The sequence below is a fragment of the Paenibacillus pabuli NBRC 13638 genome (genome assembly GCF_001514495.1).
GTDB classification, from domain to species: Bacteria; Bacillota; Bacilli; order Paenibacillales; family Paenibacillaceae; genus Paenibacillus; species Paenibacillus pabuli.
Window position 1 is genome coordinate 174,623 of sequence record NZ_BCNM01000012.1, and the last position, 24,107, is coordinate 198,729.

Annotated in this window: 16 protein-coding genes and 1 pseudogene; 9 read left to right on the forward strand and 8 right to left on the reverse strand. The window is 47.8% G+C overall.

What is annotated here, in order from left to right; genetic code table 11:
- Positions 1 to 6: 6 nt before the first annotated feature.
- The 3 genes from PPA03S_RS17605 to PPA03S_RS17615 are packed head-to-tail and all read right to left on the reverse strand — an operon-like array spanning position 7 to position 4,772.
- Entirely contained in the window at positions 7 to 1,485 is a 1,479-nt protein-coding gene (locus PPA03S_RS17605; RefSeq protein WP_062324640.1) for a Na+/H+ antiporter subunit D, read from the reverse strand.
- The gene (locus PPA03S_RS17610) at positions 1,478 to 1,816 is read right to left on the reverse strand and encodes a Na(+)/H(+) antiporter subunit C (RefSeq protein WP_062324642.1); all 339 of its coding nucleotides are present in this window, start codon (positions 1,814 to 1,816) and stop codon (positions 1,478 to 1,480) included. Before PPA03S_RS17610 ends, PPA03S_RS17605 begins: the two co-directional genes overlap by 8 nt.
- Position 1,817: 1 nt before the next feature.
- Positions 1,818 to 4,772 (reverse strand): Na+/H+ antiporter subunit A, encoded by a 2,955-nt coding sequence (locus tag PPA03S_RS17615; RefSeq protein ID WP_062324644.1) that lies wholly within the window; start codon positions 4,770 to 4,772, stop codon positions 1,818 to 1,820.
- A gap of 302 nt (positions 4,773 to 5,074) precedes the next feature.
- On the opposite strand from PPA03S_RS17615, the gene PPA03S_RS17620 reads away from it, so the two are divergent.
- Positions 5,075 to 6,721, forward strand: a complete 1,647-nt coding sequence (locus PPA03S_RS17620; protein ID WP_062324732.1) for a sensor domain-containing diguanylate cyclase — start codon at positions 5,075 to 5,077, stop codon at positions 6,719 to 6,721.
- 52 nt (positions 6,722 to 6,773) lie between these two features.
- Entirely contained in the window at positions 6,774 to 7,295 is a 522-nt protein-coding gene (locus PPA03S_RS17625) for a hypothetical protein (protein ID WP_062324646.1), read from the forward strand.
- Between the two features lie 97 nt (positions 7,296 to 7,392).
- On the opposite strand, the gene PPA03S_RS17630 is transcribed toward PPA03S_RS17625, so the two are convergent.
- On the reverse strand, positions 7,393 to 8,511 hold the full coding sequence (locus PPA03S_RS17630; protein ID WP_062324648.1) for a GGDEF domain-containing protein: 1,119 nt from the start codon (positions 8,509 to 8,511) through the stop codon (positions 7,393 to 7,395).
- A gap of 232 nt (positions 8,512 to 8,743) precedes the next feature.
- Here PPA03S_RS17630 and PPA03S_RS17635 point away from each other — a divergent pair, with 232 nt between their 5' ends.
- The 4 genes from PPA03S_RS17635 to PPA03S_RS17650 all read left to right on the forward strand — a co-directional run bounded on the left by PPA03S_RS17635 (position 8,744) and on the right by PPA03S_RS17650 (position 17,800).
- On the forward strand, positions 8,744 to 15,454 hold the full coding sequence (locus tag PPA03S_RS17635; RefSeq protein WP_062324734.1) for a CLIPPER-2 domain-containing protein: 6,711 nt from the start codon (positions 8,744 to 8,746) through the stop codon (positions 15,452 to 15,454).
- Positions 15,451 to 17,157, forward strand: a complete 1,707-nt coding sequence (locus PPA03S_RS17640; protein ID WP_062324650.1) for a DUF11 domain-containing protein — start codon at positions 15,451 to 15,453, stop codon at positions 17,155 to 17,157. The genes PPA03S_RS17635 and PPA03S_RS17640 overlap by 4 nt, the downstream gene beginning before the upstream one ends.
- Before the next feature lie 162 nt (positions 17,158 to 17,319).
- Complete coding sequence (locus PPA03S_RS17645; RefSeq protein WP_062324652.1) at positions 17,320 to 17,577, forward strand: YolD-like family protein; 258 nt, start codon at positions 17,320 to 17,322, stop codon at positions 17,575 to 17,577.
- Between the two features lie 103 nt (positions 17,578 to 17,680).
- Entirely contained in the window at positions 17,681 to 17,800 is a 120-nt protein-coding gene (locus PPA03S_RS17650; protein WP_017688846.1) for a hypothetical protein, read from the forward strand.
- Between the two features lie 76 nt (positions 17,801 to 17,876).
- Here the strand turns inward: PPA03S_RS17650 and PPA03S_RS17655 are convergent.
- Positions 17,877 to 18,185, reverse strand: a pseudogene (locus PPA03S_RS17655) (amino acid permease); the annotation flags it as partial.
- Positions 18,186 to 18,366: 181 nt separating this feature from the next.
- Between PPA03S_RS17655 and PPA03S_RS17660 the strand changes: the two are divergent.
- The 3 genes from PPA03S_RS17660 to PPA03S_RS17670 all read left to right on the forward strand — a co-directional run bounded on the left by PPA03S_RS17660 (position 18,367) and on the right by PPA03S_RS17670 (position 20,968).
- Entirely contained in the window at positions 18,367 to 18,870 is a 504-nt protein-coding gene (locus tag PPA03S_RS17660; RefSeq protein WP_062324656.1) for a ferritin, read from the forward strand.
- 399 nt (positions 18,871 to 19,269) lie between these two features.
- Positions 19,270 to 20,010 carry a polysaccharide deacetylase family protein gene (locus tag PPA03S_RS17665; protein WP_062324658.1) on the forward strand — a complete coding sequence of 247 codons (741 nt, stop codon included), beginning with the start codon at positions 19,270 to 19,272 and terminating at the stop codon, positions 20,008 to 20,010.
- Between the two features lie 52 nt (positions 20,011 to 20,062).
- Positions 20,063 to 20,968 (forward strand): hypothetical protein, encoded by a 906-nt coding sequence (locus PPA03S_RS17670; RefSeq protein ID WP_062324660.1) that lies wholly within the window; start codon positions 20,063 to 20,065, stop codon positions 20,966 to 20,968.
- Between the two features lie 135 nt (positions 20,969 to 21,103).
- Here PPA03S_RS17670 and PPA03S_RS17675 read toward each other — a convergent pair whose 3' ends face one another.
- From PPA03S_RS17675 to desA, 3 genes are all read right to left on the reverse strand, one after another.
- Positions 21,104 to 21,703, reverse strand: coding sequence for a response regulator transcription factor (locus PPA03S_RS17675; protein ID WP_062324662.1), 600 nt, complete (start codon positions 21,701 to 21,703; stop codon positions 21,104 to 21,106).
- Positions 21,700 to 22,836 (reverse strand): sensor histidine kinase, encoded by a 1,137-nt coding sequence (locus PPA03S_RS17680; protein ID WP_174532146.1) that lies wholly within the window; start codon positions 22,834 to 22,836, stop codon positions 21,700 to 21,702. Before PPA03S_RS17680 ends, PPA03S_RS17675 begins: the two co-directional genes overlap by 4 nt.
- Before the next feature lie 108 nt (positions 22,837 to 22,944).
- Positions 22,945 to 24,003 (reverse strand): Delta(5) desaturase DesA, encoded by a 1,059-nt coding sequence (desA, locus tag PPA03S_RS17685; protein ID WP_062324664.1) that lies wholly within the window; start codon positions 24,001 to 24,003, stop codon positions 22,945 to 22,947.
- Positions 24,004 to 24,107: the final 104 nt, after the last annotated feature.

The following is a 24,107-nucleotide window of genomic DNA, read 5'->3' on the forward strand; positions in this document are numbered from 1 at the left end:
ACGCATCTACTCCTTCAATACTGCATCAATGTAAAGATTGGGATGCAGCAGAATGTCGCCTGCGCGGGAGGTCAGTTGGAACATACCCTCAGCCCCCACACCCATCACGATGATGAACACAAACAGAATTCCGGCAGGGATGAGCAGACCGTTCACGGCGTAGGGTCTTCTCACGGTGCCTGCTGGTGGTTCACCCCAGAACGCTTGAATGAAGATGCGCAGAACCGAATATAGCATTAGCAGGCTGGACAGGACGGCAATACCTGTCAGACCATACAACCCAGCCTGGAATCCGCCTTCGAACAGCAGCAATTTCCCAGGAAATCCACTGAATGGCGGAATGCCGGCCAAGGCAAGTGCACTGATGAAGAACATCCAGCCAAGCAGTGGATAGCGATGGATCAGCCCGCCCATATTATCGAGTTTGGAGGTTCCTGCGACCGCGATCAGGGCACCCCCGAGCAGGAAGAGCAGCGTTTTGATCAGCATATCATGCAGCATGTAGAAGAGTAGACCTTCCAGTGACGGGCGGCTGGCAGCAGCCATGCCGAAGGCTACAAATCCAACCCCTGCGATAACGTTGTAGATAAGAATTTTATTAACGTCACGATAGGACATGGCCCCGATGACCCCAAGTACCATTGTCGCTCCAGCCATCCAGCCGATAAGTGCATGAAAGAAATCCGGATCATGATAGAAAATCAGTGTGAATGTTCGCACAATAGCGTACAGGCCAACTTTGGTCAGCAAACCAGCGAATAGGGCGGTGACCACTGCCGGAGGGGCCGCGTAGGAGCCGGATAACCAGAAGAACAGGAACAGTCCTGCCTTGATACTGAATACGATCAGGAAGAGGACCGCAATTAGGGTGATGACACCACTCTGTCCGACTTCGGCAATCCGGTTGGACAAGTCGGCCATGTTTAGAGTGCCGGTAATCGAGTAGAGAAAGCCAATAGAGGCTACAAACAATGCAGAAGAGACAATGTTAATCAATACATATTTAATCGTTTCCCGCAGTTGTCTCTCCGTACCTCCCAATACAATCAGTGCATAAGAAGAGATGAGCATCAATTCAAAGCAGACAAACAGGTTAAACAGATCACCGGTAAGAAACGAACCGTTTACACCTGCAATCAGAAAATGAAAGAATGGGTAAAAATGATGCTCTTCCCGCTCCTTGTTTACACTGCGAAAGGCGTAGAGCAGGCAAGCCAGTGCGATAATGGATGCAGCCACCACGAGCAAGGCCGATACCATATCGGCAACAAGCACAATGCCGTAGGGAGGTGCCCAACCTCCCATATTTAGCGTCTGGATCCCTGACTGCGCCACTTGGGTAATCAGGACGGTTGAAGCCGTTGCTGTAAGCAAAAGGCCAATAACACTCACCATTCGTTGAATATCTGTCCGTCGAAAGAACAGGAGAGCCATAACTCCCGTAATCAGTGGCAGCAGAATGGGCAGCACAACGAGATTATTCATATGGGTGCCTCCTAACTTCTTCCATATCATCTGTTTTCAGCTTCAGATAGGAACGATAGGAGAGAACAAAGAAGAAAGCAGTTAGTCCGAAATTAATGACGATGGATGTTAATATCAGTGCCTGGGGAAGTGGATCGACATAGCGTTCAGCCTGCTCCCCAAGCAGGGGTGGTGCACCTGTTTTGAGACGAGACATCGTGATCAGCAGCAGATGCACCCCGTGAGTGAGAATGGACATGCCGAGCACGATCCGGAGCAGGCTCCGCGATAAGATTAAAAAGACGGCGACTGCAAACAGTATGCCAACGGCCACACACATCAATATTTCCATATCAGCGATCCTCCCCGATCTGTAGAATGATATTCATGGTGACTCCCAGGACAGCCAGATACACGCCTAGGTCAAACAGCATCGCGGTGGCCAGTTCTGTTTCCCCAAGTATAGGAAGATCAAAATAACCGAAGGTCTGGCTCAGGAAGGGGACGCCGAACAAAAAGGAGCCCGCTCCGGTTAACAAGGCAATGCCCAGCCCGATGGCTGTCAGGGTTCGAAAATCAATAGGTAACGCTTTGCGAACGGTATCTGTACTGAACGCCAGTGCAATTAGAACCAGTCCGGCTGCCGTCACAAGCCCGCCGATGAATCCCCCGCCGGGGTTATGGTGTCCAGCAAAGAACAGATGCAGGGCAAAGGTCAGAATGATAAAGACAACAACTTTGGTCGTCGTTTGCAACAACACATCGTTGCTTTGGAGAGGTACGGTATCCCATGTTGAAGAACTGCGTTCACGGTTGCCGTACTTTTTCGTATTGTCTGTTTCATCGTCCGACGCATTATCCGTTTCTTCAGTCTGTTCTTTCTTGCGGAATTTCAATCTGGCGCCAAGGTCTCTTGCTTCGAGATTCAGATTAATCATGGAGTAGATCGATAATGAAGCTACCCCGAGTACCATAATTTCCAGTAAGGTATCGAAACCACGGAAGTCCACCAGCAGCACATTGACGACATTTTTGCCGCCAGCCAGATGGTAACTTTCCTGAATGAAAAAGTCGGAGATGCTCTCCAGTGACGCGGTTCCGCTCGCAGCTAATGCTACAAAGGTCATGACCACACCTACTGCAATGGCTACAACCATATTCACACTGAGATAGCGGCGGCTTGATTTGCCCTGTTGTAGCTCAGGCAGATGGTAGAAGCATAGCAGGAACAGGGCAACCGATACCGTTTCGACAATCATCTGGGTTAATGCCAGATCCGGCGCTCGGAACAGGACAAATAGTAAAGTGACGAGGTAACCCACTGCGCCTGTCATAATGACCGCGGATAGCCTGTTCTTGGCAAATGGAATCGAAACGGCTGCCGCGATCAATGCGACCAGAAGCACTGCCTCATAGAATGAAAAGGGGGCGTTGCCCTTGAAATTCCAGGTGATATTTTCCCCTGAACGGAAAAAGGCATAGACCAGCAATGCAACGGTGAACGAGAAAATATATACCAGATAGTTACGAACCGAACCGTTCATATAGGCTTCGGTCCATTTGCGTGCATAATGCTGAAGATGATCAAGCACGACATGGTACATATTGTTTATCGTCAGTCCTTGGGGGTAGTGCTCATATATATTTCTCCAGCGGGGCAGCAATTTGTATAATGTACCCCCCAGGGCAATTACACCGACGGTCATGATCAATTCCGGTGTGATGCCATGCCATAATGAGAAATGAACATCAAAGTGCTCATTTCCGCTTAGCAGAGAAGGAAGCACTCCTGTCATCGCCGGTTCAATTAATGATCCAGCCAGCAGATTCGGGAATAGGCCGAATGTAATCACGAGTATGCCGAGAATGACTGGAGGAATCAGCATGCCAGCAGGAGCTTCATGAAGCTTCTCGGCAGGAATCTCACTGCGGGTGTGACCGAGGAATGTTTTGAACACAATAATGAGCGCATAGATCAGAGTGAATACACTTGCGAGCCAGGCGAACACAGGCAAGAGTAAACTCCATGACCCGAGTCCAAAGATACGGAAGTGTGTTACTTCCACCATGGCCTGGAAGAATAGTTCCTTGCTCAGAAATCCGTTAAACGGCGGAATTCCGGCCATGGCGAGTGCTCCGACGAGTGCTACCGTAAAGGTCACAGGCATGAATGAAGCAAGTCCGCCGAGTTTCCTTATATCCCGCGTACCTGTCTCATGATCCACAATACCAACGACCATAAACAAAGCAGCCTTGAAGGTAGCGTGGTTGAACAGATGAAGCAGAGCTGCTGTAATGGCAACGGTGTACATCGCGGAGGATTCGCCATATCCGAAATAGAGGGCTGCTGAGCCAACGCCGAGCAGAGACATGATTAGACCAAGCTGTGAGATGGTAGAATAGGCCAGTATGGCTTTAAGATCATTTTTTTTCACGGCAAGGAAAGATCCATAACAAAGGGTAAACAGACCAACCCCGGTGACGAGCCAAAACCATATTCCCTGTCCACCAAAGATCGGTGTAAACCGGGCTACGACATAAAGTCCTGCCTTGACCATCGTAGCCGAATGCAGATAGGCGCTGACGGGAGTGGGAGCTTCCATCGCATCAGGCAGCCAGATGTGGAACGGGAACTGTGCCGATTTGGTAAAAGCTCCGACCAGAATGAGCACAAGAGCAGGCAAGAAGAGTGTACTTTCCTGAATCTGTCCCCATTCCGTAATCGTTGCGCGGATGCTGAACGTACCCGTCATGAGATACATCAGCATGAACCCGGCAAGCATGGCAAAACCACCAAAAACAGTAATGAGGAACGACTTCTGTGCGCCTGAAGTGGACGCTTTGCGTTTGTAGTGAAAAGCGATCAAGAGAAAGGACGTAATACTGGTCAATTCCCAGAATCCATACAATACAATCATATTATCTGACAGCACCACGCCCAGCATGGCTCCCATAAACATCAACAGATACAGGTAGAAGCGATTCAAGGCTTCTTTGGTATCCATATAGAAAATGGAATAAAGGACCACGAGGGTTCCTATTCCGGTGATTAAGAGTGTCAGCAGCAGACTTAGACCATCCAGATATAGATTAAATCCAATGTCCAGTGACGGAATCCATGGAATATATCCGGATACCGTATTCCGCTGGGACACGGCGGGTATGAGGCTCGCAAAATAGACAAATAACAGGGCCGGGACAAGCAAGACCGGCCATCCCATATGTATTTTACGGAAAAATTGATGCAGCATGGCAAGAATAATACCAGCGGCAAAAGGCAGAATCACAGCAACATGAAGCAGGCTCAACATTACACCCCCAATGACTGAATTTCTAATGCGTTCTGTTATAACGAGCAGGTGCATTATCAACGATCCGATATGCTTGCTCTCTATATTCATAACCCAAGTATGTATATACAGAATCGTGACTATTTTTGGAATGGAAGAAACACGGTGCGATTAGTGTTCCCATATTGTATGGATCTGTATAATGAAAAAAGACATTATTTCCGATAAAGATGTATACGAATAGGTGACATCCCGAAGTTCTTAACAGCATGAATGATGTTGAAAAAGCTGGCTGGTTTCACCGTTTATTGGAGGAAGTCATGTCTTTTAAACTTAAAACTGTACTAACCATGACCTTTGGTGTGTTATCCCTGTTGGTCACATTGACGTTTGGGTATATTCTCAGCCAGAAATCCGCTGTCGCTGTGGAAACCGAAATTGGTCACTCACTGACAAGCACAGCTTCTCAGACCTCGGACAAGCTGGACCGTTTCATGTGGACGCGTTCAGGGGAGCTGGAGCTGCTGGGGCAAATGATCGCCCTGGAGGACCGCTTCGAACCTGCCGAAATTCAGATGCTGCTCAATCAGCTTCAAGATAGCTTTCCCACTTTCTCATGGGTTGGATTCATGAATCCAAAAGGAAAAGTGCTGGCTTCCACAGATGGCATATTGCGTGGTGAAAATTTATCGGAACGACCTGTGTATCAGGAGGGCATCAAGGGTAAATTTATTGGAGATGTTCATGATGCTGTCCTTCTGGCGAAGCTGCTTCCGAACCCAACTGGCGAACCACTGCAATTTGTCGATATCAGCTTTCCGGTGAAATATAAGAACGGAGAGGTTGCTGGCGTGCTGGCTGCACATTTGAGCTGGGCTTGGGCGAAGGAAGTGGAGGAAAGTGTCCTTGAACCGTTGAAGCATGAGGAGAAGGACATTGAGATGTTTATTGTCAGCCAAAAGGATAATACGGTGCTGCTTGGTACAAAAGAATGGATTGGCCAACCACTGAAACTAACGGGTATTGAAACGGCGAGGCAGCATAAAAGCACCTGGTCCATAGAAGAGTGGCCGGATGGGAAAGAATATGTTACAGGATTTGCAACCAGTCAGGGCCATCTGGACTATCCGGGTTTTGGATGGACAGTAGTTATTCGTCAGCTCAAATCAACGGCGTTTTCTTCCGTAACAGATATGCTTTGGTTTAATGTGTGGGCAGGACTGGCCGTTACCGTTTTGTTCGCGCTAATTGGCTGGCTAATCTCCCGTCAAATCTCGGCTCCGATTGCAAGGCTGACTCAAGTAGCGAATCGACTTGGTGCCGGAGTACAAGAACAGATTCCGGAAAATCGGGGCTTCAGGGAAATCGAACTGCTGTCGCGTTCCCTCGGAGATATGCTGACTTCGCTAACGAATAAGGATTCTGAACTGGTTATTATGCAGAATCTTGCGCATTATGATCAACTGACGGGTCTGCCTAATCGAACTGCGCTGGAAGTATATCTGGAGGAATCACTTGAATCAGAAAGTACTGATCATACCTTGACCTTCCTGTATATTGATTTGGACGGCTTCAAAAGCGTGAATGATACGCTTGGTCACCAGACTGGAGACATTTTGCTGCAAAAAGTGGCACAGCGCTTATCCAGTCTTAAGCGGGACAAGGGAATTACGGTAAGACTTGGGGGAGATGAGTTCCTCATTGTACTCCGCTCTGCGGGAGAAGATCCAAGAGGAGAAGCACGAGCTTATGCAGAAGATATTATACAGACCCTGAACAAGCCATTTATTATCGAATATGAGCGTATTCATATTGGATGCAGCATCGGCGGTGCTGAGTATCCTGCGAACAGTGGCAATCCGAGTGAAATTATTCGCATGGCAGATGAGGCACTGTATGAATCGAAACGTGCAGGCAAAAATAGAATGACATTCTATCCAGAATGGAAGAACACAAGTAGAGAATAATATAATATAAAGTATCAGGTAACTGTTCAGCATACAGGCAAGGAGCGATGAGATGTCTGGAAAATATACCAATGTACCCTATGGCTACGAACCGCCCCCGGCTACCCGGAAAGGCACACTGATTTTCTATGATTCATTTGAGCACGTAACGGATGAGCAGCTTGAACGCGCCGCTGCAACGGCGGATACACGTTCTTTTGAACAGCTTGTGCTTTATCCATTGCATGAGAGTACCGTTAAGCGAATGAGCCGGGATGCCGTACAGGCATATTACAAAAGAGAAGATCGTCTTCATGACTGGAGGAGGGATCATCCTGCATCCCGCATAAGGGTGGAGTCATTGGAGGGCAAAAGGAAGAAATATACACCGATCGATACAGCTTTACGCCATATTACGGCAGAATATAAGGCACCTCACTTCTTGTATCTCACCGTGGAGATGGCAAATCAGTTCGCATCATTTGATTCGTTCAAAGATTGGATTAAGGAAGTACGTCTGATTATTGATGGAGACCCTGTTAAGCTCCACCCGAAGCTGGAGCAAAATACACATCGCTGGGAATGGGCAGAGTGAACCGGTACATTCAGAGTGACAATTAGCAGGAAAAAAAGTAGTGCTGTACAGCCGGTTTCCCGGAGAGCAGCACTACTTTTTGCGTTTTTTTGGAGGACTAAACCAGATCAAGGGACGTCATCGTTTTATTTTTCCCCGTTCGTTTGGCGGTATAGAGACATGCATCCACTTCCTCAAACAATGTGTCCTTGGTCAGATGGGGACTGTAGCTCTTGAGGCCGACTGACACTGTAATATAAGATCCTTCAAGTTCCTTGTGAACGCTTCGGGCGATTTTCTTACGGATCTGCTCCACCATGGCATAAGCCTGTTCAAAAGATTGCTCAAACATTAACAGTGCGAATTCTTCTCCGCCATAACGTGCGGCGATATCGCTTGAGGTGATGTTCTCCTGAATGACCAGCGAGACTCTTTCCAGAATGGTATCTCCCACCTGATGTCCATAGGTATCATTGATGGATTTGAAGTTGTCAATATCCATTAGAGCCAGGTGAAGACTCATTCCATTAGTGGCATACTCAAACGCTTTTTCATAATAGTCCTTAAAGGAGCTTTGATTATACAGTTTGGTTAACCCGTCTGTCTTGGATTCCTTGCTCATAATCGCGTTTCGCACAATCAGATCCTGTTTGGCAAGCATACTGGCCTGAAGATCATCCAGAACCTCGACGCCGCTCGTAACAATCAGTTGTGCAACATATGTACCTACAATGAGAAAAGCCGGAATGGAAACCATATCAAACGAGGACAAGTAGAGCCGATAGGTTGGTTCACAGAGAACGATGAGATAGCCAATGATCTGCATGAGGCATACCATCCATACCCTCTTCTTGCTGAAGAACAGAACCGAAGCGAAGATCGGCAGCAGACAAATGGCTAATATGATCCGAATATCATAATTAACATGAATGATGGTCCAGGCTATGATCGTGCTGGCGATGGACATGGAATAGAAGGAAACCGAACTGAAATGGTGTTCCACCCAACTGGCAATCAGAATAGCTAGAGTGCTGGCTAAGGTAGGCCAAAATAAAACATGGATCATAAAATCTTCCGGAGTGCGATCATAATCCAGAAACTGAAAGCAGCCTATTTGAATGACAACATGCGTTAAAACGACAACCCAGTATGCACGAAGCATTTTTTTGATCCATTTGGAATGCTTGAATTCGTAACCCGTTGGAATATGGTTGCTATGTAAGTTGGGAATCTTCAAATTATCACCGCTGACTGCATCATAATGATACGACAGACATCGCTCTCGTATAATCTGATTATAGAACACATTGTGCGAAACGCAATCATTTAATTATGAAATGGAAACAAAGCTTACATAAATGCAAAGAACATAAAGTAATTATTGGGGACAAACAAAAAATCAAATGAGGCTCATAGACTTTATATGAAGGCTCCAATTCATATGATTGCAATTATGTGATGAAGGGGAGGTGAGATCAATTCCTCTTATCGTTCGTTCAACCGTTAACGCTACGGGAGCAATTACATTTACAGGTAACACGCTTGGACTGAGTCGTTCAGAAACTGCAGGGGTACCAGGGACGCAGGACAGTATTGGAGGATTTACCACAACCAACACCAGCGCTCAATACGGCACCTACCCTCCAGGAACCACAAGCCTGTATCAGAGCAACAGTTCAGCGGCTATACTCGTCCTTCCAGCGGGCAGCACCGTCTTTTATGCAGAATTGATCTGGGGCGGTAGTTACATCAATGGAACAGTCAATTTAAGTGCTGCAATTAACAATCCGGTTACGTTTACTACTCCCGCAGGAACTTTCAGTGTTACCCCTGATCCAGCTACCTACAATCAATTTGATCTGGGGAACGGCGCTGCCGGCTATGTGCGTTCAGCCAATGTTACTTCGCTTGTACAAAATGGGGGAGCCGGTACATATACCACCGGAGCAGTTGTAGGAACGATTGTCATCACTAATGATTCTACAGCCAATCATGCAGGCTGGACACTTGGAGTCATTTATCAGAACCCCAGCCTGCCCTTTCGCAACATGTCCTTGCGTGCAGGTGGGGTACTGGTTCAAGCCGCCTCTCCACCTGTTGTTACTACACTGACTGGATTTGCCACGCCACTTTCGGGTGCATTGGGAGGGAGAGCCCTGTTCAGTGCGCAGGAGGGTGATGCGAACCGGACCGGGGATCAGGCATTATTCGGGCCGACTTCAGCGACATCGGTTGCCTTGTCCGGGCCCAATAATCTGGCTGCGAACTTTTTTGCTTCCCAAATCAACGGAGATACCGGAGCGCTTAATACCACGGGGACTTTCGGCACGCGAAACCAGACGAACGGGGCCCCAGGCACCAATATTATCGGTGGACGTCAAGGCTGGGATATTACCAATGTGGATGTGTCTGCGAGACTGATTAACAACCAATCTTCTGCTGTATTAACGCTGACGACCTCTGGGGATGCATACATTGTCAACGCCAATGCGATTCAGGTGGATATCAATGCTCCCAAAATTACAGTGGCCAAGGCATCTGTTGCCTCCGGCGCGGTAGCGGGAGATAGTGTTCTCTATACCGTTACCGTCAGCAATGCAGGTACTGCGAGTGCAGCCAGTGTAGTCTTATCCGATTCACTTCCTGCAGGTCTTACCTTTATTCCAGGCAGTGTCACGGTTGCTGGGATACCCCGCCCGACACTCGATGTAACCGCCGGCATTCCGCTGGGTTCATTAAACCTGTCCAGCAGCATCGTAGTCACCTATCGTGCGCTCATTGGTCAGGATGCAAGCATATTGCAGCTGGTAAATTCAGCGAATGCCGCTTTTACGTTTCAAAGTGTGGCAGGGGGGTCAGTGATTACGGGAGTTATCCCGTCCAATAACTCCACCCTTACTGTTTATTCGCCAAACCTGTCCATTGTGAAGTCGGCGAGTACAACCAATGCCACGGTGGGTAGCCAGGTCACATATACGCTTCAGGTGAACAACAGAGGGAATGTTGCTGCCAACGTAACATTAACGGATAACATTCCGAGTGGCAGTTCGTATGTCGCAGGCAGCTTCCGACTGAATGGAAATGTGATTGCAGGTGCCAATCCTGCGACTGGTGTTAATCTGGGGAGTCTCGCAACTGGAAGCACCAATACCGTAACTTTCCAGGTGCTTGTAACAAGCTTGCCCTCGCCTCCAACCCTTGTGGATCAAGCTACGGGCTCCTATTCATTCAACTCGCCTGACGGTCGGACCATTACTGGCACAGTAGCCTCGAACACGTTGACGGTACCGGTTAGTTTACCAAATGTTACAACGGTAAAATCGGCTTCAGTCACCGATGTTGCTGTGGGAGAGACGTTTACTTACACCGTGATTACAACCAACGCAGGCACCGAGGCGATTAATAATGCGATACTTACGGATCCTCTGCCTGTCGGTATAATCTTTGTGCCCGGCAGTGTGACTGTCAGGGGAACTGTCGTATCATCGGCCAATCCGAGCAGTGGAGTTTCACTAGGAACGCTGGCGGCCGGGAGTTCTGCGACGGTCACGTTTCAGGTTGTTGTTCAGTCCCTGCCTGCATCAGGGTCGCTAGTCAACCGAGCTGTAGTGTCTTATAGCTCGGGGTCGTTCACAGGGATTTCCAACTCCAATTCCATTACAACTCCCGTATACCAGGCAGTAATCGGCATCAACAAGTCCGCGAGCCAAACCAACGCGACATTGGGCGATCAGCTTGCATACACCCTTGTGGTAACGAACAGCGGGAACATAGCGACTCAAACGACTGTGACTGATACGATTCCGGCAGGCCTGACGCTTGTCCCGGATTCGGTAACCGTGAATGGTACTGCGCGTCCTGGAACCAGCCCTTTGACCGGGATAACAGTGGGCAGTCTCCTGCCGGGAGCTACGGCCACGGTGGTGTTTCGCGCTACACTCAATACGCTCCCGTCTCCGCCAACACTGGAGAATCAGGGGACTGCAAGTTATACGTACCAGCTTCCGAGTGGACGTACTCTCTCAGGCAGCAGCATATCCAATGTCGTTCGCATACCTGCATCGAGTCCCAATATATCCATCAGCAAAACAGTAAATACGCCGGACGCCACTGTAGGCGATGTACTTACCTACACGGTCATTGCAACAAATGCAGGGGGCAGTGCGGTACAAAATCTGGTGATCTCGGATACGCCAACCGGCTCGGAGTTTGTCTCCGGCAGTGTCACCATTAATGGAACTGCCGCTAGGAATGCAAGTCCAGTTTCGGGCATTGCTGTTGGAACATTGAACAGCTCAAGCAGCGTTACGGTGACCTACCAGACAAGAGTGACATCTGTTCCGTCCACAGGTGCGGTCAGCAACCGGGCAAGTGCAGCATTTACGTCAGGCAGTTTTAGTGGTGTTTCTTCGTCCGTCACGGTGAATACCCCTATATTCCAGCCTGTAATCCAAGTGGTCAAAGCAGCCAGTACATCGAATTTGACGGTTGGGGATTCCTTTAATTACTCCATCCAAATCAACAATTCAGGCAACATTGCCGCAAGTGTTACTTTGACGGATCCCATTCCTGCGGGAGCTGTATTCAGTACGAACAGCGTCATTATTAATGGCGTACCTACACCAGGTGTAAGCCCGGAAACGGGAATTAATCTGGGGGCGATCGCTGCAGGCTCAAGCGTAACGGTCACCTTTGTTGCAACGGTCACAAGTTTGCCTGATTCAAGGCAGTTGACTAACCAGGCGGTTGCATCTTTCACCTATACTCTTCCGAGTGGGAGAACGGTAGCTGGTTTCCTGTCATCGAATACGATAACCATTCCCGTATCCCTGCCCAATGTAACGATTGTAAACAGTGATAATGTAGAGTACGGAGTAGTCGGGGATGTCATCCAGTACACATCAGTTATACGAAATAACGGGACAGTAGCTGTAAACAATGTGATATATGTCAACCCTCTTCCTCCGAATACCCCATTTGTACCCGGAAGCGTCATTGTGAACGGGACTTCATTCCCGCTCTCCAATCCGACCGCCGGTATTCCAATCGGTACGTTGGCTCCTGGAGCCGAGGTTACCGTAACTTTTGAGGTGACGATTACTATGCCGATCCCTTCACAGATTAACAATCAGTCGACGGTCAGCTTCACATCCGGTTCATTTTCGGGGTCATCATCATCCAATACAACACAGACTCCGGTCATCCAACCGCAAATATCTCTCGTCAAAACAGCGAATACCGTAAATGCGACTGTAGGTGACACGGTTGTGTACACGGTAAACGTAAGCAACACAGGCAATCTGGAGGCAAATGTTACGTTGACAGATACCATTCCTGCCGCAACGACTTTAGTATCCAACAGCGTGGTGGTATCCGGTGTGCCGCAGCCTGGAGCGACACCAGGTACGGGCATTCCCGTAGGCATTGTGGCAGCTGGAGCGACAGCTGTTGTCACGTTCGCTGTGGTTGTAGATTCACTTCCATCTCCGCAGCAGCTTAGCAATGTTGCTACATCGTCCTTTACGTTTACACCTCCTGACGGACGAACGTTAACCGGAACAGCGACTTCGAATACGCTGACGTTCCCCGTTTCGTCTCCAAACGTTGCCGTGGTTAAAAGTACAGCTTTGACTGCGGCTACGGTAGGCGATACAGTCACTTATTCCATTCTGGTAACGAACAGCGGAATTGCACCAGTGAACAATATTCAGTTTTCGGACCCGATTCCAGCCGGAGCATCCTTTGTCACAGGGAGTGTCACCGTGAATGGGGTTGCGCAGCCCGCAGCCAATCCGGCAGGGGGGATATCGCTCGGTACATTGGGACCCGGAACGTCAGCGACAGTCACGTTCAGTATCCGTGTCGACGCGATCCCGCCAAGTAATCAGTTGAGCAATCGCTCTACTGTCAGTTTTACCTCAGGTACATTCTCAAGCACGACCTTTTCGAATACCGTGGTCACTCCGGTGTACCAGCCTATTCTTTCAGCGCAAAAAGCAGCCAGTACACAAAATGCTACCGTTGGGGATACCGTAAGCTATACGGTAACCGTCACCAATCAGGGGAATTATGGTGCTCAGATTATTCTGACAGACAATATCCCTGCAGGGACCAGTCTCGTTACTAACAGTGTCATTGTAAATGGTCAGCCATTGCCTGCCGCCAATCCTGCAACAGGCATTCCAGCAGGCAATGTCGCTGCCGGGGCAACCACAACGATTACCTTTTCGGTGGTTATTGATACGTTGCCAAACCCTCAACAGCTGGTGAATCAGGCTTCGGTAGCTCTATCGTATACATTGCCTGACGGTCGCAACATCACGGGATCTGTACTATCTAACGTACTGACCATTACCGTATCGGCACCGGATGTCGAAGTGGTCAAATCCACAACTTCTACAGCTGTATCTGTTGGTGATGTCGTCACGTACAGCATCGCTGTAACCAACAACGGCATTGCGACGGTCAGTAATGTGGTCTTCACGGATGCATTGCCGACAAGTACCGTTCTTGCGCCCAGCGGCGTGTTTGTCGATGGTGTTCTGCGCCCTGGCGCCAATCCTTCTACGGGAATAACACTTGGTTCGATCGCACCGGGAGTTACCGTGACTGTTGTATTTAGTGTGCAGGTTACGGCACTCCCGGCAAGTGCAGTATTAAACAATCAGTCCACGGTTAGCTTTACATCAGGTGCTTTCTCAGCTACCACATTTTCCAATACGGTTACAACTCCGGTCTATCAACCCATTCTGTCAGCAGTCAAAACGGGAGATCAGACATTAGCCACAGTAGGGGATACCGTTGTGTACAGCATCGCCATCTCCAATGCCGGGAACTATGGGGCATCCGTCACGTTGACCGATACCATCCCGGCAGGAACAGAGCTTGTGCCGAATAGTGTTATTATTAACGGGGCATCTGCACCAGGAGCTGATCCGGCCTCAGGGATTCCTCTGGGTGTAGTCTCGACAACAACGACCGTCATGTTTTCGGTTGTGATTGTTACTCTTCCCTTGAGTCAGTCGATAATTAATCAGGCTTCGGCAACATACTCCTATACACTGCCAGACGGAAGAACACTGGGAGGCAGCATTTCCTCAAACGCTCTCAATATCCAGGTATCTTCTCCGAATGTCAGTGTGGTGAAGACGACTCCGGCAGTCGATGCTGTTGTTGGCGATACCATTGTATATGAAATGGTTGTGACCAATAACGGAATAGATCCCGTAAACAACGTGGTGCTGACCGATCCAATCGATCCAGCCGTAACCTTTGTAGCAGGCAGTGTTCTGGTGGATGGTGTTCCGCGTGCCTCGGCAAACCCGGCACTGGGCATCTCGCTTGGTACCTTGGCGCCTGGAGCATCTGTAGCCGTATCGTATGCGGTACGGGTTAATACACTGCCTTCACCGCCGCAAGTGAGCAGTCAGTCATCCGTAAGTTTTACATCAGGTGTTTTCTCGGGGGCAGCCTACTCGAATACGGTGATAACGCCAATTTATCAGCCAATCATTGGCTTAACCAAAACAGCGAGCACCTCCAATGCGACCATTGGTGACACCATCGTCTACTCTTTCTCCATTAACAACAGTGGAAATCTTGCAGTGAATTTGACATTAACGGATAACATTCCAGATGGAGCCGTGCTGCTTCCAAACAGTGTCCTGATTGATGGCGTTCCTCAACCAGGTGCTAATCCGGAAGCAGGCATTGTTGTTGGTACCATTCCACCTGGAGGGTCCGTTAACGTAACGGTTACACTTGAAGTGACTGTGGATACATTGCCACAGAATCAGCAGCTGGTAAATCAGGGCGTAGCCAGCTATACATTTAGTCCACCCGATGGCCGTGTGTTGACGGGATCTGTATCCTCCAACGTTCTGGTGATTCCGGTATCTGCTCCAAATGTGACTGTTGTCAAAAGCACAGACGCCATTGATGCTGTTGTCGGCGATGTGATCACTTATACGGTTGTTGTTACCAATAGCGGCATTGAAGCGGTTAATAATGTGGTCATGGTAGACCCTGTGCCAACTGGCACCGTGTTTGTGCCGGGAAGTGTTACGGTGGACGGGGTCTCAAGGCCTACGGGGAATCCAAATACAGGGATAACGCTTGGTTCGATTGCTGCCGACACTTCAGTTACCGTTACATTTAGAGTAGAGGTTGTGGTGATATGAGCCAAACTTCCGGTCCGTTGTCCCACTGGCTACAGAATCAGTCCCTGGTTCGGTTCAGCTCGGGTACGACTGAACTGGAACAAGTAGCATACTCCAACACGGTAGTTACACCATGGATAGGCCCCAGGCTGGAAGTTCACAAGTTCTGCAACACTGCCGAGGCTGCTCTGGGGCAGACACTAACTTACCTGATTGAAATTGAGAACTCCGGTAATTGTTCTGCCATGGTACATGTGCTTGATTCGCTTTCGTCAGACACTTCACTTCTTCCCAATAGTGTCCTTTTGGATGGAGTTCCACTACCAGGAGTATCGCCAGAGCGGGGGATACCGGGGCAGGAAGTCGTGCCCGGAGCGACGTTGCGCATTCATTTCCAGGTCATTATCGTCGGTCTCCCACCGGCCTTAAAACTGGTGAATCAAGCGAAGGTTCGATACACCTTTGTGACTCCTGAACGACGCACGGTTGAGGGCGAAGAGAAATCCAATGTGGTGGAAGTAAGCCTCATCTCATCAAGTCTGTCGTTGGTCTTGAATGCAGATCGTACACAGACCTTTGTCGGAGATATCGTCACTTATAATCTTCTGGTGAGCAATCCTGGTTTTGTGACAGGCAATCATGCCTCGGTGACCATCCCATTGCCCAAAGGCATTGAATTTATTCCGGGAAGTGTCATTGTAAATGAGACTTTTGTTCCCGAAACGACGCCTGATTCCGGCATTATGATAGGTGAGGTTTTGCCCGGACAATCGGCTCCTATTCAATTTCGGGTACAGGTCACGGGAGGAAGCTTAGCAGAGAGTATAACAACCCAGGCCGTGCTGGAGTACACTTCAGATGACAAGTTGGAAGTGGTGAATTCGAACGCAGCAACGTTGCAGATCATTCAGCCCCGGGTTTCAATTGTAAAAAGTGTATATCCGTCTATCGCTGCTCCTGGGGATACCGTTCATTACCAGATCACAGTACACAATGAAGGTTCATTTGCAGTCGATGCGATCGTGACGGATTTTCTCCCGCCAGGTATGCGTTATGTTGAGGGAAGTCTCGGATGGAATGGCGTGAAGCGTGGTGGAACAAATCTGGTTAAAGGTATCAATCTGGGCACGCTGACTGCAGGATCTACAGTTAATATCCAATTTGATGTAATCCTTTTAGAGCAGGAGAAGGAACTGGAGCAGAATGCACCTCCAGTCTTCGAGCTGATAAATCAGGCTCGCCTGATTTATACATTTCGCTTACCTGATTCTCGGTCCGTGCAGCGAATCATATCCTCCAATACAGTTGTCATTCAGTTGAAGTTTCCCATCATCTGGGTCCATGTGGAAGTGAAGCCTGACCTGATCGAACGAGGAGGGAATGTAACCTTTTACGTACATGTCACCAACACAGGATCATGGCCAGCAAGAGTGCAGTTGGCTGATGTGCTTCCGCCAGGTGCGAAATGGATCGGGAAGGCAGAAGTAAGCGAACAAGCGGTTATTTCAGTGTACTCTTCCCCAAGATATTTACATGTGGGTGAGTTGAAACCTGGAGCAGAGAGACGGATCACCTACGCTGCTCAGATTTCCCCCGCTGGACAACTGGGAATCCAGCAGGGTTTCATCACTGCAATGTATACCTACGAGTGGAATGGGCAAAGGCATTCAGGAAAGTCCATTTCGAATGTATACACCATTATTATTGAAGATGGCGATGAATAATGGGTGACAAGAGCTTTTAGCTGTAAATGTAAGGAATTTTTTGCTTCATAATGGAGTCATGACATTACACGAACGTGAATGAATGGTATACTAATTGAATATGACCTCGGCAAACAACCCGTGAATCGGGACGTCGGATTAGCTATAGAGGAGGCCGCTACATTGGCAAAAGCAAAAGTTGCAAAAAGACCTACCCGGGATGAGTTTGAGCTTGAAGAATTGGGGAATCGGTTAGTTGAAGCATTTCATGAACGTTCGGAAGTATTGCTGACCGTATGGGGTAAGGAAGAACAGGTTCAAGGGATCATTATTAAGCTGGATTCACGTACCCGGCTTGTTCATGTAGAGTATACGGAGGAGGAATTAACGGCGAAAGTACCGTTCCTGGATATTATGCGTATTGATTCTCCACGTTATTAAACAGAAATGATAAATTGGATCAGAATAATTAGGGCATCCGCCCTGTCAAAAACGTTCTCTCTGCATAAGATAACCCATACCTGTTGCAGAGGAGGTACGGTCAATGAGCGAAGTATTAGGTGGAGAAACAAGAGGCTACGGATACGGAGGTTTCACTTCTGTAGGTGCCATTCTGGTTCTGTTCATCCTGTTGGTTATCATCTCCAAAGCGTTCCTGGTATAATACGTCATTCTCATTAAATGAAAGAAGCTCTGCCATCATGGCAGAGCTTTTTTTATTCATATTCAGAACTGTCGTTTGCAACCCGTGATGCGGCACCAGCATAGGCAATAACCGCAGCTGTGCAAATAAATATGCCGGTCAGACCAGCAAGTATGCCACCCCAGGAGCCAAAGGTCTGACTAATAATCCATACCAGAGAGACATCTGCTCCCCATGAAGGTAGCTTGGGGTTCCTACAGTTGCCAGGGCGGTCAGGAAATAGAGCACTCCCACGATGATGGCTGCGATGGTTACTCCCCTTAATATCTGCCTTTCGCGGGTCCGTGAATTCTTCTGACAAGTGCGATACGGCTTCCCAGCCGATAAAACACCAAAACAAAATAGATGTGTTGATGAATAAAATGGCCTGCCTTTCAGGATGAAATGATTTTGGAACGAGAACGATGTATTGTACAGGAAGAGACTCTTTGAGTCATTGGCGAATTTTGTAGAAAATTCGATGTAAGTCATGTGGTCGTTATGATAGAATAAAATCATCCCTAGAGAAAGAATGAGGTGTAATTTTGATGAGTAAAGAGTTAACACAATCTTTAAATGAACAAATGAACTTTGAGTTTTATTCGGCACATGTATATCTGGCGATGGCTGCATACTGTTCCAGCAAAAGCCTGGATGGATTTGCTAATTTCTTCATCGTGCAGGCGGAGGAAGAGCGATTCCATGGGATGAAAATATACAAATTCCTGAATGACCGTGGACAACGGGCAACTCTAGCTGCATTGCCAGAGCCGAAGAATGAATATTCCTCGATGCTGGATGTGTTCGAACACGGATATGCACATGAGCAGCAAAACACCAAGAAGTTCTACAATTTGGCAGATATTGCCCTGAATGAGCGCGAACATGCCACAATGTATTTCCTGAAATGGTTTATTGATGAGCAAGTCGAAGAAGAAGCTTTGTTTGACAATATCATTCAGAAGCTACGCCGTATCGAGAAAGACAGCAATGCCTTCTATATGCTTGACGCCGAGTTTGGCAAGCGTTCGTTCACAGCTCCTGCGGAGTAATAGGCGACGAAGGGCAAGGCAGCATGATTCATCCGTAGTTGAAGTGAATGTATTTACATATGAAAAGTCTGCCTTTGGCAGGCTTTTTTGTTTATTCCTTTACTGGAATTAACAAACATGCGTCAGAATAATTCCTGACATCTATCTATCAGATTCCACCATTTGGGTTAATAGAATATATGTCAACATTGATCTATCCCGTCGGATGTCCTTTTTCGAACAAATCTATCAATTTCGTTTTATTTTTTTGGTTAATCTGACAAAAGTGTAACTCGAACGTAGTATTTGGAACGAGAATGGGACGCAACCTTTTTGATAGTATTAGGATTATCGCCAAGGGCTGCAATGAGAGAAACATAGACACCCGGGGAAATACAAGACATAAGGGAGACTTTTATTATGCTACATATTCGTAAATCGTTCATCACCGCACTCGCTATTCTATTCATCATCCCATTGCTATTGCCGCATTCGGCTTCAGCCGCATCATCCGCATCCAAAAATGCTGGAAATAAAGCGAATGCCAAGATCATATATTTGACGTTTGATGATGGGCCATCAGCCCATACGGGACAACTGCTGGATATTTTGGATCAGTATAAGGCCAAAGGGACATTCTTCATGCTCGGACCTCAGATGGAGAAGTTTCAGAAGGCCACCAAACGGATTGTTGCCGATGGACATGGATTGGGCTTGCATGGTGTAACGCATGTTCCAGGGAAATTTTACAAATCTGCGTACAGTGGACTGAAAGAAATGCAACAGGCAAATGAAAGTCTGAATAAGGTAGCTGGAGTCAAAACAAGTCTTGTTCGTACCCCGTACGGCAGTAAGCCTTATCTCAAGTCTGCATATCGCAATGTATTGCTGGGACAGGGGGGATTTCACCTGTGGGATTGGAATGTAGATTCCGAGGATTGGAAGTATAAGAAGGATCATCAGAAAGTATACAACAGCGTAATGAAACAGATTCACAATGTGCAAAAGGCTGGAACAACTCCGGTAGTACTGATGCATGACCAGGAAGCCACATTGAAGGTGCTTCCACAAGTGTTAAAGACACTGAAAGCAGAAGGATATCGGTTTGAAGTGCTGACCAAGAAAGTACAGCCAGTGAATTTTTGGAATGACAAACGTTAATACGAGCAAACTTGATATATATTCCAATAAAAGCTTCAAGGAGGACAACAACATGAGTAAACCAAAATTATGGATGACCATTCCTGTGACGACAGCGGTGCTGCTTGCTCTGGCGGGGTGTGGTGGAGGTCAGGATACCCAATCATCCTCGGCGGACAACACGCCTCCTGCAGTTGGTGAACAGGCACAGTCGGGCAGTGGGGGAGCCGACATCTCCAACGGAACAGAGGACAAAACAGATACAACAGAAACAACGGGTTCCGCGGGAAGCGGCACATCTTCATCGAATTCGGAAACGGGCAGTAATAGTCAAGCCAAGCCAAGTGTGAACGATGTCATTCAGGACATCCGAAGCCAGCTGAAGATGAAAAATGCTTCCTTACCGACTTCGTTTACCCTGGCAAAAGGAAAAAACCTGACTGCATCGATTCCTTCGAATGCTTCAGATGCTTTTCGGATCGATTTCTATACTACGGATCATCCTGTTGCAGTTAATGATGATTCGTTGAAGGCATCTGGCAGCAAGGTTCCCGTTCTGGCTTCTTATGAAGTAAAGTCGTATAAAGACCCAAACAGTACAGATATTTTCCCGGAGACAGACCTGAAAGACATACCAAAGGACATGACAGTGGATCTGGGGCATGGTATCCAAGGAATGGTTGAAGGCGCAGCTGGCAGCCAGTATCTAACCTGGGAGGAAGGCCGGTGGACGCTGCAGATTCGTTCCGTTTCCGAGGACAAGATGAATAATCCTGGTATTGCGAAGAAGATGGTCGACTACCTGGAATCACATACACTGCCAGTACCGAAGGATAAAGGCTTCGTGAATGTGGAATACCCGAGTGGTGGCAAGAGCGTCGATGTAACGATTTCCTGGCAAGATGGCAAGCAGATTCATCAGCTTCATACCCATCAGGTGCCACTTGATGCACTGGGTATGGTTGTTTCCGTTAAATAGCGGTTTCAAAAGAAATAGAAAAGGGATGGCCCGGAGTGAGTGCTCCAAGCCATCCCTTTCATGTATGAGCAAAGTACATCATCATACCATGATGTACCTTGCTTATTTGTGTTTCAGTGGGTTAAAGCGGTACTTTCATTTAAACCACCCTTTTTCCTTGGAGCGGGTAATCGCTTCGATCCGGTTGCTCGCGTTTAACTTGTTAAGGATAATGGAGATGTAATTCCGCACCGTGCCGGTTGTAATAAAAAGATGTCCGGCAATTTCTTTCGTGTTTTTGCCGTCTGCCATTAGGTTTAGAACGGCATTCTCGCGTTCGGTCAGCGGATTCTCCTGAACATAAGCCTCATCTACCAGGTCAGGGGCGAAGATACGTCTTCCATTCATGACCTGACGGATGGCTTCTGCCAGTTCTTCAATCGGGCTATCCTTTAACAGATAACCGCGTACACCGCCTTTCAGGGCACGTTCGAAATAACCGGTTCGGGCAAAGGTTGTCAAAATGATGACTTTACAGTGCATGCCCTTGAGTTCTTCAGCGGCCTCCAGGCCGCTTTTGACTGGCATTTCAATGTCCATCAGACAGATGTCAGGTGAATGCTCCTTGACAAGAGCAAGCGCTTCCTGTCCATTGCTTGCACGTCCAACCACTTCCATATCCTCTTCCAGATTGAGCAGGGATGACAAGGCCCCAAGCATCATGCGCTGGTCTTCGGCAATTACGATTCTGATCATTGTTCAACCTCCTTTATCGGTTTGCGAACCAGCTTGGGAACATGGATAATAATGCCTGTACCTTCCATGTCTGCTCCGGAGCGAATGTCCAGGCATCCGTTCACAAACTCAAGTCGTTCTTTCATACCCAAAATTCCTGTACCGCGTCGTTCCAGCTTGCGGGTACGTTCTATTCCAACACCGTTATCCTGGACCGTTAATACATTATCGGCCGGTGTCTCCTCTATACGTATGGTGCATTCCGTCGCCTGACTGTGTTTGACAACATTCGTGACGGCTTCTTTCAGACACATGCCAAGCACATTTTCATTCAATTGGGAAGTATCCTGCAATTTCGGGTTTCCTTCCAGTACAAATTCAATCGAAGCAGCCTTCAGAATCTGTTCAGCGCGGAACAGTTCATCCACCAATTGGGTGCCACGCATGGTCGTTACCATTTCCCGAACTTCCTTCAGAGCTGTGCTTGCCGTCTGCCTCAGGTCGTTCAATTCAATCTCGGCCTGATCCGGATTCAGGCGGAGCAGACGCTTTGCGAGGTCTGTTTTCAGACCGATTAAAGAGAGTTTTTGTCCAAGCGTATCATGCAGGTCGCGAGCGATACGCTGTCTCTCTTCCATTTTCACCAGATCATCCAGCCGTTTGTTGGCATTCTCGAGTTGGCCTTCCAGCTGTTCACGGTTGTTTTTGTTATACGTGCTGATCGGAAGCAGAATGGATGCCATGAGACTGATGAATACAAACGGGAACTGACTGAGCAGCAGAGTGCTCTGCTTGATGAAGCTATAATTGATGGTTAGAAAACTGGCTGCCAGATTCACGGAATAGAGCGTGAAGAAGCCGGCTTTATTTTTAATATTCCCAATAAAAAAAGCAAGAAACAATGAGAAGTAGGCGTAATCATAGGCAATGGTCATCGTTATCGAGATCGCGATCAGCAGTCCAATCCACATATAGACCTGCCATCCCTTTGTGATGAAAGCAAGCAGATAACATACGAAGAAGAAAAGGATGATGAAAATGCCTGCGACCATCGGCCACAATTTGGAATATTGCGAAATATAGTAGAAGGGCAGGATGAAAAAGACGAGCCATACATAGGGATTCAAACCTGTATTTTTATAAAAGAGCTGCATCCACTTTTGAATGTAAATTCTCCTCCTCAAACTTTTGCATTGTACTCCAACTTAGCCTGACTTTAGCATAAATTTCAGCGTGAATACAAGAAAACGAATCCGACAGAGTTAAGGCTTCTCTGTCAGACCCGCTTGGTTGTTTACTCGAATAGGCGGTTGAACGTAAGGTTTGCGGGATAAGGTTTTGATCTCGCCAAAGCTGATAAACCGCTTGGATTCTTCGTCCCACAGACGGAAGCGCAAGGCAGCCAGACTCGAACGCAGCGTAATCGTTGTAGCCTTCTGCAAAGGAGGTGTTGCGTTATGTGCCTCTTCCAAATAATAGTTGGGAACACGCGGGCTCAAGTGATGCACATGGTGGAACCCGATATTGCCACTGATCCATTGCAACAGCTTCGGCAGTTTGTAATACGAACTACCTTCTACGGCCGCTTTTACATAACTCCACTCATCTTCATGTTCAAAGTACGTATCTTCAAATTGATGCTGTACGTAGAACAGCCAAATACCGAAGAAACCGGAGAAGAAAAATACGGGTGCCTGCACCAATACAAAAGCCTGCCAGCCGATTAACCAGCACATAAAGGCATAGAGCGCAACAATCAATACTGTAGTCAGGTGAGTATTAATGCGTTCTTTACGTCTTGCACCTTTACGATTAAAACGGTAGGCGAACAAAAATACATAAATGGGTCCAATACCAAACATGACAAGCGGATTACGATAAATACGGTAGAAGAGGCGGCCCCAAGTAGAAGCTGCTTTGTATTCCTCCACTGTCATCACCCAGATATCGCCAACCCCACGTTTGTCCAGATTGCTGCTGGTTGCGTGATGAATGGAATGCTCGTTTTTCCATTGCAAGTAAGGCGTCAGGGTTAATACACCTGTAATCGTACCGAGAATGTCGTTGGCACGCTTGCTTTTGAAGAATGAGCCATGACAACAGTCATGGAAGATGATAAACGTTCGAAGTACAAATCCCGAGGCTACAATAGCAATCGGAAATGTCAACCAGTAGGACACGGACAAGCTATAGTACGCGGCGGCCCATAATAATAATAGGGGAAGTATGGAATTTACTAATTGTTGGATACTCAGGCGAAGATTATTTTTTTCATAAGGGGTAACTTCTTTTTTTAGCGCCATCTCTTTGGTTCTGCTCATAGACGTACGTCCTCCTTCATCGTTACAGCCATATTGGTGGTAACGCGGCGTTTCCGGGAATGATCCATCGTCTCTCCGTGCTCGCCTTTGTCTCATTGTAAAAT